Below are 14140 nucleotides of genomic sequence, written 5' to 3' on the forward strand. Positions count from 1 at the left end.
CCCATGGCGGAACAAACTCAAGTACACCTGAACGCTCTAAAGCCTAGCTACGATGCTCTGCTGAGCTATCTGCAGCGGCCCGCTAGGCCGCTGACGACAACTATCGGCTTTGGCTCGACAGCCGCAAAATTTTATTTTGAATTTATATGGACAATTAAAACAAAACGGGCCTCAAATGAGGCCCGTTCGTTTAATATTTGGAGGCGAGGACGGGAGTCGAACCCGTCTAGACGGCTTTGCAGGCCGTATTCTCACTAGCAAAATCAAAGACTTAGCCGAGAACCGCATTTTTCACCGCTTGAGGTCGCTCAATCGAAGTTCTGACCCTGTGCAAACCCGTATTAAAAGCAATGTCAAGAATTGTATGCAAAACGCCAGAGCGCTACTTGATCTATTCGGCGCAGCAACGACAGTATCCAAACTTGTTCGTCTCTACAAAGGCGGCTCCATTCAGCCGCCATTCTATTCGTTCATACTTCCTCTACGCCGATCAGCTGGGTTTCTGGCACACGACTTCAACATTAACACCATCGGGGTCAAGCACGTACGCAGCATAGTAATTCGCATGATAATGCTTGCGGATGCCTGGCCCACCATTGTCGCGTCCTCCTGCCGCCAATGCTGCTTGATAAAAGGCATCGACGAGAGAACGGTCTTCTGCTGCGAACGCAACATGAGTTCCTTTTCCGTGCAATTCGCCGTCATGCAACCAGAGACAGGGGTAACCGTCCGTACCCAGGCCATGGCGGCTGCCCCCCGTCCGGGTGCGCTCTGGTCCAACGGTTATTATCAGCTCAAATCCAAGCGGCGCGAGCGCCCGCTCGTAGAAGAGCCGCGAGACCTCTGCATCTCGAACTGCGAATTCAATGTGGTCGATCAAGCTCATGTTTACCTACCCCCTTTGATAACAAAAGCGCCTCGAATGACTTGGCGGCAAGTGTCGCAGCCGCCCGCAAGCGTGGGCGAGAAAGCCCCATCCGCGCCGTCGCCGAAAGCCCCCTTAGCGTGATCACAACATAATCTGCCAAAACCCTCGCATGCTTCGGGTCGTGCTGCGAAATGAAGCGCTCAATAAATGCAGCGGCCGCGTCCCCATGCGTTTTAGCCAACATCCGGGCTTCCTGATCGTCCGCCCGCATGCCTTCGGTGACCATGCAGCCACGTTTGGTCTTGGATTTGCTGTAGATGTCGGTTGCGCGCATGATGAGCTCGCTGACCCCTTCAATCAAGGGCCGACCAGGCACCAATATCCCGGCGCTCGGCAAACTTGCTTCATCGACGTACACGGCAAGACAACGCTCGAACAATCCTGCCTTGCTTCCGTATGCTGCATACAGACTGGGTGGATTGATATCGAGTGCCCGGGTGAGTTCGGCCACACCCACGGCATCGTACCCGTGCTCGTGAAACAGCTCCTTGGCGATGGCAACTCCCGCCTCGCGATCGAATGCGCGACGTGACGGCCTGCTCTTCGCTGTACCGGCAGCGTCAAGCTCCTCTACCAGTTCTTTTTTTCTGACCATGACAATCCTGATGACGTATCGGAACTGGGATTATACGACAATCTGTAGCAATCACTAAAGCAGCGCTACCCGGGGCTATTCAACTCGCCGCAGGTCAATTACTGCAAGCGATCCACAGCATCCAGGATCACTGCCGCCACTTCCTTCGGATGGGACAGCAGCTCGGTATGCCCACCATCGATCGTGGTGACCCTGGCGTTGATACGTACCGCCTCACCCTGCTGGAGGGCGGCCGGGATCATCTGGTCCTTGCTGCTCAGGGCCCAGTACGAAGCCTTGGTCTTCCACGCCGCGTTGGTTACCTTGTCCTGCAGCACGCTGCCAAGCAGCGGCCCCTGGGACGACGCCAGCACGGCCGCTTCGGCCTTCGGCAGGTCACTGGCGAAGTAGGTGGCGTAGGTGCCGGGGTCGAGCCGCAGGTATCCGGCAGAGTCGGCGACCAGGCCGGCCTGCCAGGCCCCGGGCGGATACGGGCTGATCAGGTCGCTGATCGACTCGCCATCGCCCGGCGCAAACGCGGCGACGTAAACCAGTGCGCCGACCTTGCCGTCGCCGCCCGCCTCGGTTATTACCGAACCACCGTAGGAGTGGCCGACCAGGACCACCTTGCCGGTCTGGGCCTCGATGGCGCGCCGCACGATGAGCGCGTCTTCACGCAAGCTATTGCGGTTCAGCTGGACGGCCATCACCTTGATCCCCCTGCTTTGCAGCAGCGGCGTGATACGAGACCAGCTGGAACCATCCGCCCAGGCGCCGTGCACCAGGATGGCGGTCACGTCGGCGACCGGTGCGGCGGCATGGACATCACCGGAGCCGCAACCGCTCATCGACAACAGCGGAAGGACAAGAGCGCCAGCGGTGGCCAAACGAGTCAGACGAGGATAAAGAGGCATGTCTTTCCTTATTGATTACCTACCAACCGATTGGTAGATAAATGGATAAAAAAGTATTGCTGCGGCCGGGGCTCAGGTACGTGCTGATGGACCGATCCACCCGAATAACGCTGCACAGGCAAGCGGGAGCCGCTGCGCGAGCTCCCGTCGACCGTGCCGCCTGAGCGAGAACGAATCAGGTTTGCGACGCGCCACCGTCGGCAAAAAGTTCGACGCCGTTGATATAGCTCGCGGCGTCGCTGGCCAGGAATGCGACGGCCGAAGCGATTTCTTCCGGCTCGCCAATCCGTCCCAGCGGGCTTTTATCACGCAGGAAGGCCAGGCCTTCCTCGGCATGCTCGCCAAATGCTGTTCGTAGCGATTCAGTGTTCGTCGGGCCGGGGCTGAGCAGATTGATACGAATACCCGAGCCCTTCAATTCCGCGACCCAGCTGCGTACCATGTTGCGGATAGCCGCTTTTGTCCCTCCATAAATGCTCATGGTCGGACCGGGGTCCATCGAAGCGCTTGAACCGACGATCACCACGCTCGAACCGGCCCCGAGAAGTGGCAACGCCTCTTGAACCGTCAACACGACGCCTTTGACGTTCGTGGAAAACTGCTGATCCATCTGGTCTTCGGTGATCTGTCCCAATGGGGCATGGACACCTCCTCCGGCGTTCGCAATCAAGACATCAATGCGACCGAATCGCTCGCGCACTTGCGCGTAGAGCGCCTTTAGACTGGCCGCCTGTCCTACGTCGGCCGCGAATCCGACCGCGGAGCCGCCAATCGCAGCCGCCGCCTTGTCCAAGGCATCCTGACGCCTGGCGGTAACGACGACGACGGCGCCTTCGGCGGCCAATTGCTTGGCGATCGCGAATCCGATCCCGCTGCTGCCGCCAGTGACGACCGCGATTTTCTGCTTAAGGTGAAAATCCATATATTTTTTCCTTGGTTATTTATAGTGAACGCTATAATACACGCTTTAGCGATTACTACAAACATCGCGTTAAAAAATTAGTGATCGCTACAAATAGTTGCTGCGGCTCGACCCGGCATATACCACGACTTGATATCGACAGGAATCGACACATGACCGATGCTTCCAAACACTTACCCTCTCTCGTCTCCGAGTCCGTGCAACCCCTTGCGCCCGGCGCGCCCCTGCATGCCGGATCCGAGCCCCCCTTATCTACTCTTTACGACGCGGCGACTCGCGACGACGACGAATTCAATCGACGGTTCAGCCACGGCTTTCATACCGTGGACGGCCTGCAGATGCACTATGTCATTGGCGGACAAGGTCCTCGTACCCTGCTCTTCTTCCACGGCTTCCCGCAAAGCTGGTACGAATTCAAGGCGATCCTGCCGCACTTTCTCTCCGATCACACGGTGATCGCGATCGACTTGCCGGGCCTCGGCGACACGACTGGCGAGATCCACAGTTTCTAAAAATTCGAGCTGGCGCGTTACCTGCGTGGCCTGCTGGAGCATCTTGGGCGGGTTCGTGCGCTGCGTCTGGTCGCGCATGACTTTGGCTCGAGCCTGGCCTTTGCGTTTGCCGCCAGATACAGGGACGCCGTCGAAGGACTGTTTTTCATGGATTTTCCCGTCGTGGGAAAATCACTGAGTTTCGAGAAGCTCAAGCCGCTTTCCTTCCACTTCTCGTTTTTCCAGCAAAAGCCGCTGGCGGAGATTCTGGTCGAAGGCAGGGAGAGGCAGTTCCTGCAGTATTTTTTCGACGCCTTGACGCCCAACCCTGGAGCGATCTCGCTGCAAGAGCTTGATGAGTATGCGCGCGTCTACTCGCGCCCCGGCGTCTGGCGCAACGGCATGGAGTGGTATCGGGCATGGCCAGCCGATGAGTTGGCGAACAGGAAGGCGATGGAGGACAAACTGGCGATTCCGGTCCGGATCGTGACACAGTCTGCCTTGTTCGATGTGTTGCTGGCCGCCGTACGCGACGCCGCGCCGCTGGCCACTGGCATCGACGCCCCTGGCGCCGGGCACTGGCTGGTCGAAGAACGTGCAGGGCTTATCGTCGAGGAAATCAGGAAATTCTACGGCGGCCCGCACTTTCGCTGACCAATACCCCTGGCACTACGGCCAGGGGCAGGCCTGTGGGCATAAGCTGCATCCGTCTAACCTGGCTGCGGTGTCATGCGCTGAGGTTACTATTCGAGATCCGCTTCGATGCGGTCGATCAGGCCCGCTCTGTCGATCCTGATGCAGAGAGACCCGATCTCATGTCCGAAGTTACCGGTGAAATCCATACGCGCGATGGCCGAGCAATCGCCCATCCGTTCAAGCGAGAGTAACTTGCTCATGGTTTCATAGCCGACAAAAAACTCCTGCAGATAACGACGGACGCCTTCGGTCCCTGCAAAGGCTTCCCCGACCGAAGCGTCCTCGATCACGGCCTTCGAACCGAACAGTGCCAACGTTCCTTCGACGTCGAAGGCGTTGGCGGTCTTGATGAATGTATCGACAATCTTGTCCATGACTACCCTTGAACGTCGATGATGGTCGTATCCGCAATGGTCTCGGCAAAACCATTGCCGAACAGTAGCGCAGGCGTCTGGAATCCAGGGCGATCCTCGCCCATCAGAACGCGGCGACCTGCCTCTGCGGCCGCAATGGCCGTGAAGGTGTAGCCGTTGACCGTATCGAGGATCGACCGCACGATATTTCCGTCTGAATCGCTAGCCTCGACAACTGCCTGATAGCGGTTTGCCTTCCGCTCCAGCTCACCTGGTCCATCCGGAAGCGCCGCCAGGTCACCCTGCGGAAATCCGGAGCCTGTCAGGTGGACGAACGCTTCGATGTCAGGAACTCCTGTGGCGCGCCAGATCGTGATGAGATCGGGAAGCGTTACCTGGAAGCAGTCGACTGGTCCCTTGCCGAAGTCGAGTTTCGTCACCGCCCCGGCGCTTCGCGCAACGAGCGCGCCGCCGACGCGTGCAAGGGTTTCGGCGGTCACGCTGCCCATCGCGCTGACGGCCGAGCCGCGCGACAGGCCGCCCGAAACGTGCATGCCCACCCTGATGCTGGAGGGGCCGTTGATTCTTGCGACGACGTGGCCGGCAAGACAACCGAGCATCGCAACGCTGCCACCGCTGCCCGGCAGGAGCATCACGCCCGCGGCCCTGGCCTGCCCGTCCAGCTTTTCCGCCAGGCGATAGCTGTCGAGTTCTGCCGCGACGTCGAGATAATGCACGCCATTGCGAATACTGGCTCTCATGAGAACATCGGCAGTCGTCGAAAACGGTCCCGCGCAGTTGAGCAGGACACCAACACCGCTGAACGATCGATCGACCGCAGCGATGTCTTCCAGGGGGAATACCCGGTGTTCCACGCCGAGACTTGCAGCGAGCGTTGAAAGGGCCGCTTCATTGCGTCCTGCCACGATCAGCGGAGTACCCGCCGCCGCTGCATGTTCCGCCGCCATGCGCCCGGTGTAGCCGGTCGCACCATAAATCATCAGTTTTTTCATATCAATGCTGCCATTCCTTGTAGACGAATTCGAGACTGTAGCCGTCGGGGTCGCGAACCTGGGCCGCGTAATAGCGCGGGTCGTAGTGCAGTTGCGGGCCGGGCGGGTGGATCTCGGTGGCAGCCGCAGCGATTGCCGCCGCGAAGGCTGCATCGACCGCATCCTTGCCACCGGCGACAAAGCCGATGTGCGCGGCGCGCCCGTCCACCGTGCCGGCGCGGAGCCAGAAGAACACGCGGCCATTCGCGCCGAAACCCTTGAGATCGGGATGGCCGGCCGGGCCCTGTCGGCCGTCGTAGTCGATCACGTGCGCGATGCCGAGGGGAGCGAGTACCTTCTCGTAGAAGGCGACCGAGCGAGCGATATCGCTAACGGACAGAAAAACGTGGTCGAGCATGATGTCGTCTCCTTGTTCAGATAATGTACCCGCCAGCCACTTCGATGTTCTGAGCATTGATCCAGCGGTTCTCGTCTGACAGCAAACCGGCGATGACACCGCCAATCTCTTCCGGCTCGCCAACCCGGCCGAGTGCTGTCTGATCTGCAAGTAGCGCCTCGAACTCCTTGTTCAAGCCGCCGCCAAGCTCCGTGCGGATGGCGCCCGGAGCGACCGAGTTCGCCCGTATTCCGCGCGCGCCGAATTCCTTGGCCATGTAACGCGTGAGAACCTCCAGGCCGCCCTTGAAGGCGGCGTAAGGCGCAACGCCTGCAGTGGCGACGCGGCTCGTCGCGCTGGTGACGTTGATCACGTGGCCGCCGGCCTCCATGAGCGGAAGGAGTGCCTGCGTCAGGAAAAAAGGACCTTTGAGATGGACGTTGAACAATCCGTCGAACTGCTCCTCCGTGACATCGGCGATCGGGGCATACAGCCCATACCCGGCGTTATTGACCAGAGCGTCGAATGTTTCCCTTTGCCAGACAGCCTCGAGCTGCGTCGAGACAGCCTTGCAGAAATCCGGAAACGATTGGCTGTCGCCGACGTCGAGCTGCAGAACGGCGGCTTTCCCGCCAATCGCGGCAATGGCCTCAGCCACCTCGCTCGCTTTTTCTGGACTGCCGTTATAGGTGACGATCACACCCATCCCGCGCCTGGCGCATTCGAGTGCCGTGCTGGCCCCGAGGCCGCGGCTGCTTCCCGTTACGATCACAATCTTCATGAATTTCTCCAGTGTTTGTGGTGAGTCGATGATAGGACTGCCGACTACCGGGCGCCGGTCATTTTCTGCCCGATGCTTGCCTATTTCTGCTTTTCCATTGCAGGCCAGAATGGCCGATGTTAGTGTGGGACTATGGAACAGCAATTGCAGGAACTGAGAGTGCTCGCCGCCCGGGCCGAGAATCGCCGTACCGAAACCGGCATACCCCGTGTCGCCATGGTTCAGGGAGAAATTCCCGAACACGCCCTTGCGGCTGTCTACGCCCCCATGGTCAACTTGATCCTCACCGGATCAAAAACGATGACGGTAGGCGAGCGCACCCTCCACTATGACCCGGCAACCTACTTCGTCATGTCCGTGGATCTCCCGGCCATCGGGTCCGTTCATCCTGCAGCGACGGGCGAGCCCTACCTCGCCGTCAGCCTGACGCTCGATCCGGCCATCGCCGCTGCCCTTATCCACGACGCGCCGCCGCAGACAGGCGGCATGCAGCCATGTTCAGGTTTCTCGGTCGCGCCGGTTAACCGGGAACTGCTCGACGCCTGGGTCAGGATGCTGCGCTTGATTGACCGGCCCGAGGAAATTCCGGTGCTCGCTCCGGCTTATGAAAGGGAGATACTGTTCCGCGTACTTCAGGGACCGCTCGGCTGGATGTTGCGGGACATCGCTTCTCCAGACACGGCGCTTTCACGTATTTCCATAGCAATTAACTGGATACGTCGCAATTTTTCTCAGCCGATGAGAGTAGAGACGCTGGCGGAAATGGCGGCATTGAGCGTGTCGGCGTTTCATCGCCACTTCAAGGCCGTGACGGCCCTGAGCCCGTTGCAATACCAAAAGCGCATCCGCTTGTTACATGCACGATCACAATTGATCTCGGGGCAAGGCAGCGCGACATCGATCGCCTTCGGCGTCGGTTACGAAAGCCCGACCCAGTTCAGCCGGGAATATGCGCGCTTGTTCGGCCTCCCTCCCTCCAAGGACCTGGCGCAAGCCGCGCAGCTACTCCGGGGCGCTTGACTGGACCATGCACGTCCAGCGGGCATCTGCCTGGCAAATCAAGATTCATCGAAGATCGGCGAGACATGCGCCGTCGTTGTCGCTCGGGCATAGGGCGCCGGCACGCCCACGATAATAGCGAACGCTATATATCGCTTGCATCGCACCTGGTCATCGCCTATAGTGATCGAATTATAGCGATCGCTATAATAGATCATAACCAAGGATATGCATGTCCATTCACACTACCCCAACCGGCATCGACCGCCTCGTCATCGAAAGCGCAATCCGTCGTCTACTCGCACAGTATGCGCACAACCTCGACGATGGCAATGTCGATGCAAACGCGGAGCTTCTGGCGCACACCCGGCTCAAGGTCATCGACGCCTATGTCAGCGGCGGCGACAGCATTGCGCACTTCCTGCGCACGAACCTCCAGTACCACGCCGACAACACGCCACGGACCTGGCATTCGGTATCGAATGTCTTGATCGAGATCGACAGCAGCACCAGCGCCAGGTCCGTCAGCTACTTCACCGTCCACCAGGAAGCCCCGGGGCTGCCGCTGCAACCGATCTGCACCGGCCGCTATGTCGACACGTTCGAACTGCACGACGGCGCCTGGCGGTTCGCATCGCGCGAGGTCGTTCCCCATCTGTTCGGCGATGTTAGCCACCATGTCGCCCCTGCCGCTGGCGCGGCCAATTGAGAGGCGTACGATGACCCACAAGCGGCAGGCACTGGTCACCGGTGCCAACAAGGGTATCGGCCTGGCCATCGCCCGAGGATTGGCACAGGCCGGCATGTCGGTCTGGATGGGTGCGCGCGACCGCGTGCGGGGCGAACAAGCGGTACGCTGCCTGCAGGCGGAAGGCCTGGACGTCCGCCTGCTCGAGATCGATGTGGCTGACGACGCCAGCGTGCAACGCGCGGCCGGGATCGTCGGCGATCACACCGGCGCACTCGATGTGCTGGTCAACAACGCGGGCATCATCGTCGCCCCGGCCACGCCGCCGAGCGAAGTGCGGATGGAGGACGCCAAGGCGACGTTTGAAGTCAATCTGTTCGGCCCGATCCGGGTCACGCAAGCCTTCACTCCCCTGCTCAAGGCAGCGCGGCAGGCGCGCGTGGTCATGATGGGTAGCGGCGTCGGCTCGCTGGCGCTGATCACCGACCCGACCTCGATCTATTCGAGCGTCAACCTGCTGGCCTACACGGCCTCGAAGGTCGCCCTCAATGCCGCGACCGTGTCCTTTGCCAGGGAACTCGAACCGTTCGGCGTCAAGGTCAATGCCGTCGAGCCGGGTAATGTGCAGACCGACCTGAACGGCAACACTGGCGTTCTCACGACGGAAGAAGGCGCCGCGACCGCGATCCGTATGGCGCTGATCGACCAGGAAGGGCCGACTGCCGGATTCTTCGGCAGTCACGGCAGGCAGCCCTGGTAGTCCGGCCGTACCACGCCTGCATCATGGCGTCGCCCCGGCTCAGGCCGGGGACTCCACCCGATCCCCCTATGGCCGACCACTCTCCGGTTGCCAGCCCCCGCCCAGCACCTTGTACAGACTGACGGCGTTGCTCGTCTGGCTCAAGCGCTCCGAAATCAATCCCTGCTGCGCCGCATACAGCGCGCGCTGCGATACCAGGGCATTCAAGTAGGTATCGGCGCCTTTGCGGTAGCGCGCGTCGTTGATCCTGAAGCTCCTTTCTGCCGCCTCGACCAGTGCCTGCTGCGAGCTCAGACGAGCATCGATGGTGCCGCGAATGGCCAGCGCATCGGCCACTTCGCGAAACGCTACCTGGACCGCTTTTTCGTACTGCGACAGTGTGATCGCGCGTTCGGCCCTGGCGATGTCCAGGTTCGCACGGTTGACGCCTCCATCGAAAATGGGCAGGTTGACCTGGGGCGCGAAGTGCCATGCTCCCGACCCGGCCTTGAACAGGCCGGACAGGTCACGGCTGGCGCTGCCGCCCGATGCCGTCAGCGCGATGCTGGGAAAGAAGGCAGCGCGCGCCACGCCAATATTAGCGTTGGCCGCGCGCAGCGCGCGCTCGGCCTGTTGCACATCGGGCCGGTCGCGCAGCAAGTCCGACGGCAGGCCGGTCGGCAGCGCCTGGATTGCAGCCACCGCCACCGGTTCACCCTCGGGCAGCAGATTGGCTGGCACCGGGCCGCCCACCAGGAGCGTCAGCGCGTTCTGGTCGAGCGCGATTTGCGCGGTATACGTGGCTACGTCGTTGCGCGCCGTCTCCACACTGGTTTGGGCGTCGTACATATCGACGCCCGACGTGGCGCCAGCGGCGAAGCGGCGCCGGCTCAGCTCATACGTGGTTTGCTGGCTGGCCAGCGTCTCCTGCGCCAGTTTCAGGCGCTGCCGGTCGGCCGTCAGGTTCACCCAGGCATTGGCGACTTCGGCAACCAGGCTGATTTGTTGTGTGCGGCGCGCTTCCTCAGTGCTCAGATAAGTCTGCAGGGCGGCCTCGGATGCATTGCGCACCTTGCCGAAAAAATCCAGCTCGTACACGGCCAGCGTCAAAGCGCCGTTGTACTGGCGACTGGTGTAGCTCTCGCCGACCGCGCTCAAGCTGCGCGGCGTGCGCAGCGCGTCCTGGCTCACTGTCGCCGACACTGTCGGCAGCAACGGTGCGCTGCTGATGGCGTATCGGGCACGCGCACGTTCGATATTCGCCACCGAGACGCGCAGGTCACGGTTATTCGCAAGAGCCAGCGAGATCACCCTACGCAAGCGGGCGTCGGCGAAGTAGTCGCGCCACTCGATGAAGGTGACCGGCCGCGCCCCTGCCTGGCCTGCCGGCACGCCCTTGTAGGCCTCGCCCGCAGGCCAGGCTGGTGTTATAGGCGCGACCGGGCGCTCGTACAGCGGCGCGAGATTGCAACCACCCAGCAGCGCTAGCGCGGCCAGGGTCAATAAGGATTGATGCATGATTAATGATTCTCCATTGGCAATGGTGCGGGGGTGGCCTTGCGTCGACTGAAGTAGCCGCGCACCAGTACAAAGAACAAGGGAACGAAGAAGATGCCGAGGAAGGTGGCCGACAGCATTCCGCCCAGCACACCGACACCGATGGCATTCTGGCTGCCGGAACCGGCGCCGCTGCTGATCGCCAGCGGCAGCACCCCCAGGCCGAAGGCGATCGACGTCATCAGGATCGGGCGCAAGCGCATCTTGACTGCGTACAACGTCGCCGCCTTGAGCTCCATACCCTGTTCCTGCAAGTCCTTGGCAAATTCCACGATCAGGATGGCATTCTTGGCGGAGAGGCCAACCACGGTCAGCAGGCCGACCTGGAAATACACATCGTTCGACAGGCCGAACGCAAATGTGGCCACCACGGTGCCGACCACGCCAAGCGGCACCACCAGCAGTACCGAAAATGGAATCGACCAGCTTTCGTACAGCGCGGCCAGGCACAGGAACACGACCAGGATCGAGATTGCGTACAACTGCGCGGTTTGCGAACCGGAATCGCGTTCCTCGACCGACAAGCCGGTCCATTCGTAGCCGATCCCCGGCGGAAGTCGCGCCGCCAGCTTTTCGATTTCCACCATCGCCTCGCCGGAGCTGCGGCCGGGCGCGGCCTGGCCCAGAATTTCGCCCGCCGGCAGACCGTTATACCGTTCCAGCCGTGGCGACGCGAAGATCCATTCTCCCGTGGTGAAGGCCGAAAACGGCACCATGCCGCCATCGGCATTGCGCACGAACCATTTGCTCAAGTCTTCCGGCGCCATGCGCGAAGCGGCCTGGCCCTGCACGTACACCTTCTTGACCCGTCCCCGATCGATGAAGTCGTTGACGTAGGCGCTGCCCCAGGCGGCGCTGAGCACCTGGTTGACATCGGCTACCTGCAACCCGAGTGCAACCGCTTTCTGCTGGTCGACCGTGATCTTGTATTGCGGCGTGTCCTCCTGGCCATTGGGCCGCACCGCGAACAGTACCTCGCTGCGCGACGCCAGGTCGAGCATCTGGTCGCGCGCCGCCATCAGCGCCGCATGCCCCACGCCACCGGTGTCCTGTAACTGCAGATCGAAGCCCGAGGCATTACCCAGCTCCAGCACTGCCGGCGGCGCAAAGGCAAACACCATCGCATCCTTGATCTGAGCGAAGGCGCCCATTGCGCGGCCGACGATCGCGTCGACACGCTTGTCGGCGCCCCGGCGCTCCGACCAGTCCTTGAGCCGTACAAAGGCAAGGCCCGTGTTCTGGCCGTTGCCGCTGAAGCTGAAGCCGGCCACCGTGAACACCGAGGCAACCAGATCTTTCTCATTGCGCAAGAAATGCTGTTCGACCTGTTCGACGACCTTGATCGTGCGCTCCTGGGTGGCGCCTGCCGGCAACTGGATCTGGCTGAACAGGATGCCCTGGTCTTCTTCGGGCAGGAACGAGGCCGGCAGACGCAGGAAGACGATTGTCATCACCAACAGGATCGCCCCATACACGATCAATGAACGGCCGCTGCGACGGAGCATCGACGCAACCACGCCCTGGTACTTGACGTTGCTGCGATCGAACCCGTGATTGAACCAGCCGAAAAAGCCGGTGCTTGCCGCCGCATGTCCCTTGGCGACCGGTTTGAGCAGCGTGACGCACAGCGCCGGCGTAAATACCATCGCAACCAGAACCGACAACACCATCGCCGAGACGATCGTGATCGAGAACTGGCGGTAGATGACGCCCGTCGAGCCGCTGAAGAAGGCCATCGGCACGAACACCGCCGACAGCACCATCGCGATGCCCACCAGCGCACCGCTGATCTGGTCCATCGATTTGCGCGTCGCCTCGAGCGGCGAGAGCCCCTCTTGCGTCATCACGCGCTCGACATTTTCCACCACCACGATGGCGTCGTCGACCAACAGGCCAATGGCCAGCACCACGGCGAACATGGTCAGGGTGTTGATCGAATAGCCCAGCGCCGACAGGATCGCGAACGTCCCCATCAGCACCACCGGCACCGCCATCGTGGGAATGAGGGTGGCTCGCAGGTTCTGCAGGAACAGATACATCACCAGGAACACCAGTACCACCGCCTCGATCAGGGTCTTGACGACTTCGTGGATCGACAGTTCGACGAACGGCGTGGTGTCGAACGCGACGATGGCCTTGAGGCCTTTCGGGAAGTCCTTCTCCATGCTGGCGATCAGCGCCTTGACGGCATCGGCGGTGGCCAGGGCGTTGGCGCCGGTGGACAGCTTGAGCGCCATGCCGGAGGCCGGCTTGCCGTTCAGGCGCGCCACGATCGAATAGTTCTCACGCCCCAGCTCCATGCGCGCCACGTCACGCAGGTACACCGAGGCGCCGCCGGCGGCAGTTTTCAGGAGGATCGCACCAAACTGCTCGGCCGTCTGCAGGCGGCTCTGGGCCGACACGGTGGCATTGAGTTGCTGGCCCGCGACCGAAGGCGCGCCGCCCAGCTCGCCAGCCGACACTTCGGCGTTTTGCGCCGACAGCGCTGCGATCACATCGACCGGTGTCAGCTGATAGCTTTGCAGCTTGGCCGGCTCGAGCCAGATCCGCATCGCGTACTGCGAACCGAAATTGGTCACGTCGCCGACGCCTTCGACGCGGCTGATCGGATCGAGCACGCTGGACGTGATGTAGTCGCCGATGTCAGCCTGGTTCATCGAATCGTCTTCGGAGACAAAGCCGATGCCGATGATGAAATTCTTGGTGGCCTTCGTGACCACCAGGCCCTGTTGCGTCACGGCGGCCGGCAACAGCGGCGTGGCCAGCTGCAGCTTGTTCTGCACCTGTACCTGGGCAATGTCGGGGTTAGTGCCGGCGCGGAACGTCATCGTGATAATCAGGCCGCCGGTCGAGTCGCTCGACGAGCTCATGTAACGCAAACCGTCGATCCCCTTCATCTTTTGTTCGATAATCTGGGTGACAGCGTCTTCGACCGTCTTGGCCGAGGCGCCCGGGTAGGAGCCGGCGATGGAGATCGATGGCGGCGCGATGTTCGGATACTGCGAGATCGGCAAGCCAAGGATCGCCAGCACGCCCGCAAGCATGATGACGATCGCGATCACCCAAGCGAAGATCGGGCGATCGATAAAGAAACGGGACATGAATGTGC

At 61.2% G+C, this 14140-nt stretch carries 13 protein-coding genes, 1 tRNA gene and 1 pseudogene; 4 read left to right on the forward strand and 11 right to left on the reverse strand.

Annotated features, from left to right (window positions below; all coding sequences use genetic code 11):
• Positions 1–198 precede the first annotated feature (198 nt).
• The 5 genes from AC56KW_RS15085 to AC56KW_RS15105 all read right to left on the reverse strand — a co-directional run bounded on the left by AC56KW_RS15085 (position 199) and on the right by AC56KW_RS15105 (position 3338).
• Positions 199–277: transfer RNA gene (locus AC56KW_RS15085), tRNA-Cys, on the reverse strand.
• A 213-nt stretch (positions 278–490) separates the two neighbouring features.
• The gene (locus AC56KW_RS15090; RefSeq protein WP_497171499.1) at positions 491–886 is read right to left on the reverse strand and encodes a VOC family protein; all 396 of its coding nucleotides are present in this window, start codon (positions 884–886) and stop codon (positions 491–493) included.
• Positions 864–1523, reverse strand: a complete 660-nt coding sequence (locus AC56KW_RS15095; RefSeq protein WP_497171500.1) for a TetR/AcrR family transcriptional regulator — start codon at positions 1521–1523, stop codon at positions 864–866. The genes AC56KW_RS15090 and AC56KW_RS15095 overlap by 23 nt, the downstream gene beginning before the upstream one ends.
• Positions 1524–1621: 98 nt before the next feature.
• Complete coding sequence (locus tag AC56KW_RS15100; RefSeq protein ID WP_497171501.1) at positions 1622–2350, reverse strand: alpha/beta hydrolase; 729 nt, start codon at positions 2348–2350, stop codon at positions 1622–1624.
• Between the two features lie 241 nt (positions 2351–2591).
• Complete coding sequence (locus tag AC56KW_RS15105) at positions 2592–3338, reverse strand: SDR family NAD(P)-dependent oxidoreductase (protein ID WP_497171502.1); 747 nt, start codon at positions 3336–3338, stop codon at positions 2592–2594.
• Between the two features lie 152 nt (positions 3339–3490).
• Here AC56KW_RS15105 and AC56KW_RS15110 point away from each other — a divergent pair.
• Positions 3491–4483 (forward strand): annotated as a pseudogene (locus AC56KW_RS15110) (alpha/beta fold hydrolase).
• Between the two features lie 89 nt (positions 4484–4572).
• Here the strand turns inward: AC56KW_RS15110 and AC56KW_RS15115 are convergent.
• Genes AC56KW_RS15115 through AC56KW_RS15130 form a run of 4 tightly spaced genes read right to left on the reverse strand, consistent with a single transcriptional unit; the run spans position 4573 to position 7048 of the window.
• On the reverse strand, positions 4573–4899 hold the full coding sequence (locus AC56KW_RS15115; RefSeq protein WP_497171503.1) for a nuclear transport factor 2 family protein: 327 nt from the start codon (positions 4897–4899) through the stop codon (positions 4573–4575).
• A gap of 2 nt (positions 4900–4901) precedes the next feature.
• Positions 4902–5891 (reverse strand): saccharopine dehydrogenase family protein, encoded by a 990-nt coding sequence (locus AC56KW_RS15120; protein WP_497171504.1) that lies wholly within the window; start codon positions 5889–5891, stop codon positions 4902–4904.
• Position 5892: 1 nt separating this feature from the next.
• Positions 5893–6288, reverse strand: a complete 396-nt coding sequence (locus tag AC56KW_RS15125; RefSeq protein WP_497171505.1) for a VOC family protein — start codon at positions 6286–6288, stop codon at positions 5893–5895.
• 16 nt (positions 6289–6304) lie between these two features.
• Positions 6305–7048: an SDR family NAD(P)-dependent oxidoreductase gene (locus AC56KW_RS15130; protein ID WP_497171506.1), complete on the reverse strand. Its 744-nt coding sequence runs from the start codon at positions 7046–7048 to the stop codon at positions 6305–6307.
• Positions 7049–7180: 132 nt separating this feature from the next.
• Here AC56KW_RS15130 and AC56KW_RS15135 point away from each other — a divergent pair, with 132 nt between their 5' ends.
• The 3 genes from AC56KW_RS15135 to AC56KW_RS15145 all read left to right on the forward strand — a co-directional run bounded on the left by AC56KW_RS15135 (position 7181) and on the right by AC56KW_RS15145 (position 9495).
• Positions 7181–8068: an AraC family transcriptional regulator gene (locus AC56KW_RS15135; RefSeq protein WP_497171507.1), complete on the forward strand. Its 888-nt coding sequence runs from the start codon at positions 7181–7183 to the stop codon at positions 8066–8068.
• Between the two features lie 211 nt (positions 8069–8279).
• Entirely contained in the window at positions 8280–8756 is a 477-nt protein-coding gene (locus AC56KW_RS15140; RefSeq protein WP_497171508.1) for a nuclear transport factor 2 family protein, read from the forward strand.
• Between the two features lie 10 nt (positions 8757–8766).
• Positions 8767–9495, forward strand: coding sequence for an SDR family NAD(P)-dependent oxidoreductase (locus tag AC56KW_RS15145; protein ID WP_497171509.1), 729 nt, complete (start codon positions 8767–8769; stop codon positions 9493–9495).
• 66 nt (positions 9496–9561) lie between these two features.
• Here the strand turns inward: AC56KW_RS15145 and AC56KW_RS15150 are convergent, their stop codons facing one another.
• Together AC56KW_RS15150 and AC56KW_RS15155 are read right to left on the reverse strand one after the other, a co-directional pair.
• Positions 9562–10992, reverse strand: coding sequence for an efflux transporter outer membrane subunit (locus AC56KW_RS15150; RefSeq protein ID WP_497171510.1), 1431 nt, complete (start codon positions 10990–10992; stop codon positions 9562–9564).
• A gap of 2 nt (positions 10993–10994) precedes the next feature.
• Positions 10995–14132: an efflux RND transporter permease subunit gene (locus AC56KW_RS15155; RefSeq protein WP_497171511.1), complete on the reverse strand. Its 3138-nt coding sequence runs from the start codon at positions 14130–14132 to the stop codon at positions 10995–10997.
• Between the last annotated feature and the right edge of the window lie 8 nt (positions 14133–14140).

The organism is Telluria sp. RT2P19 (genome assembly GCF_059685725.1).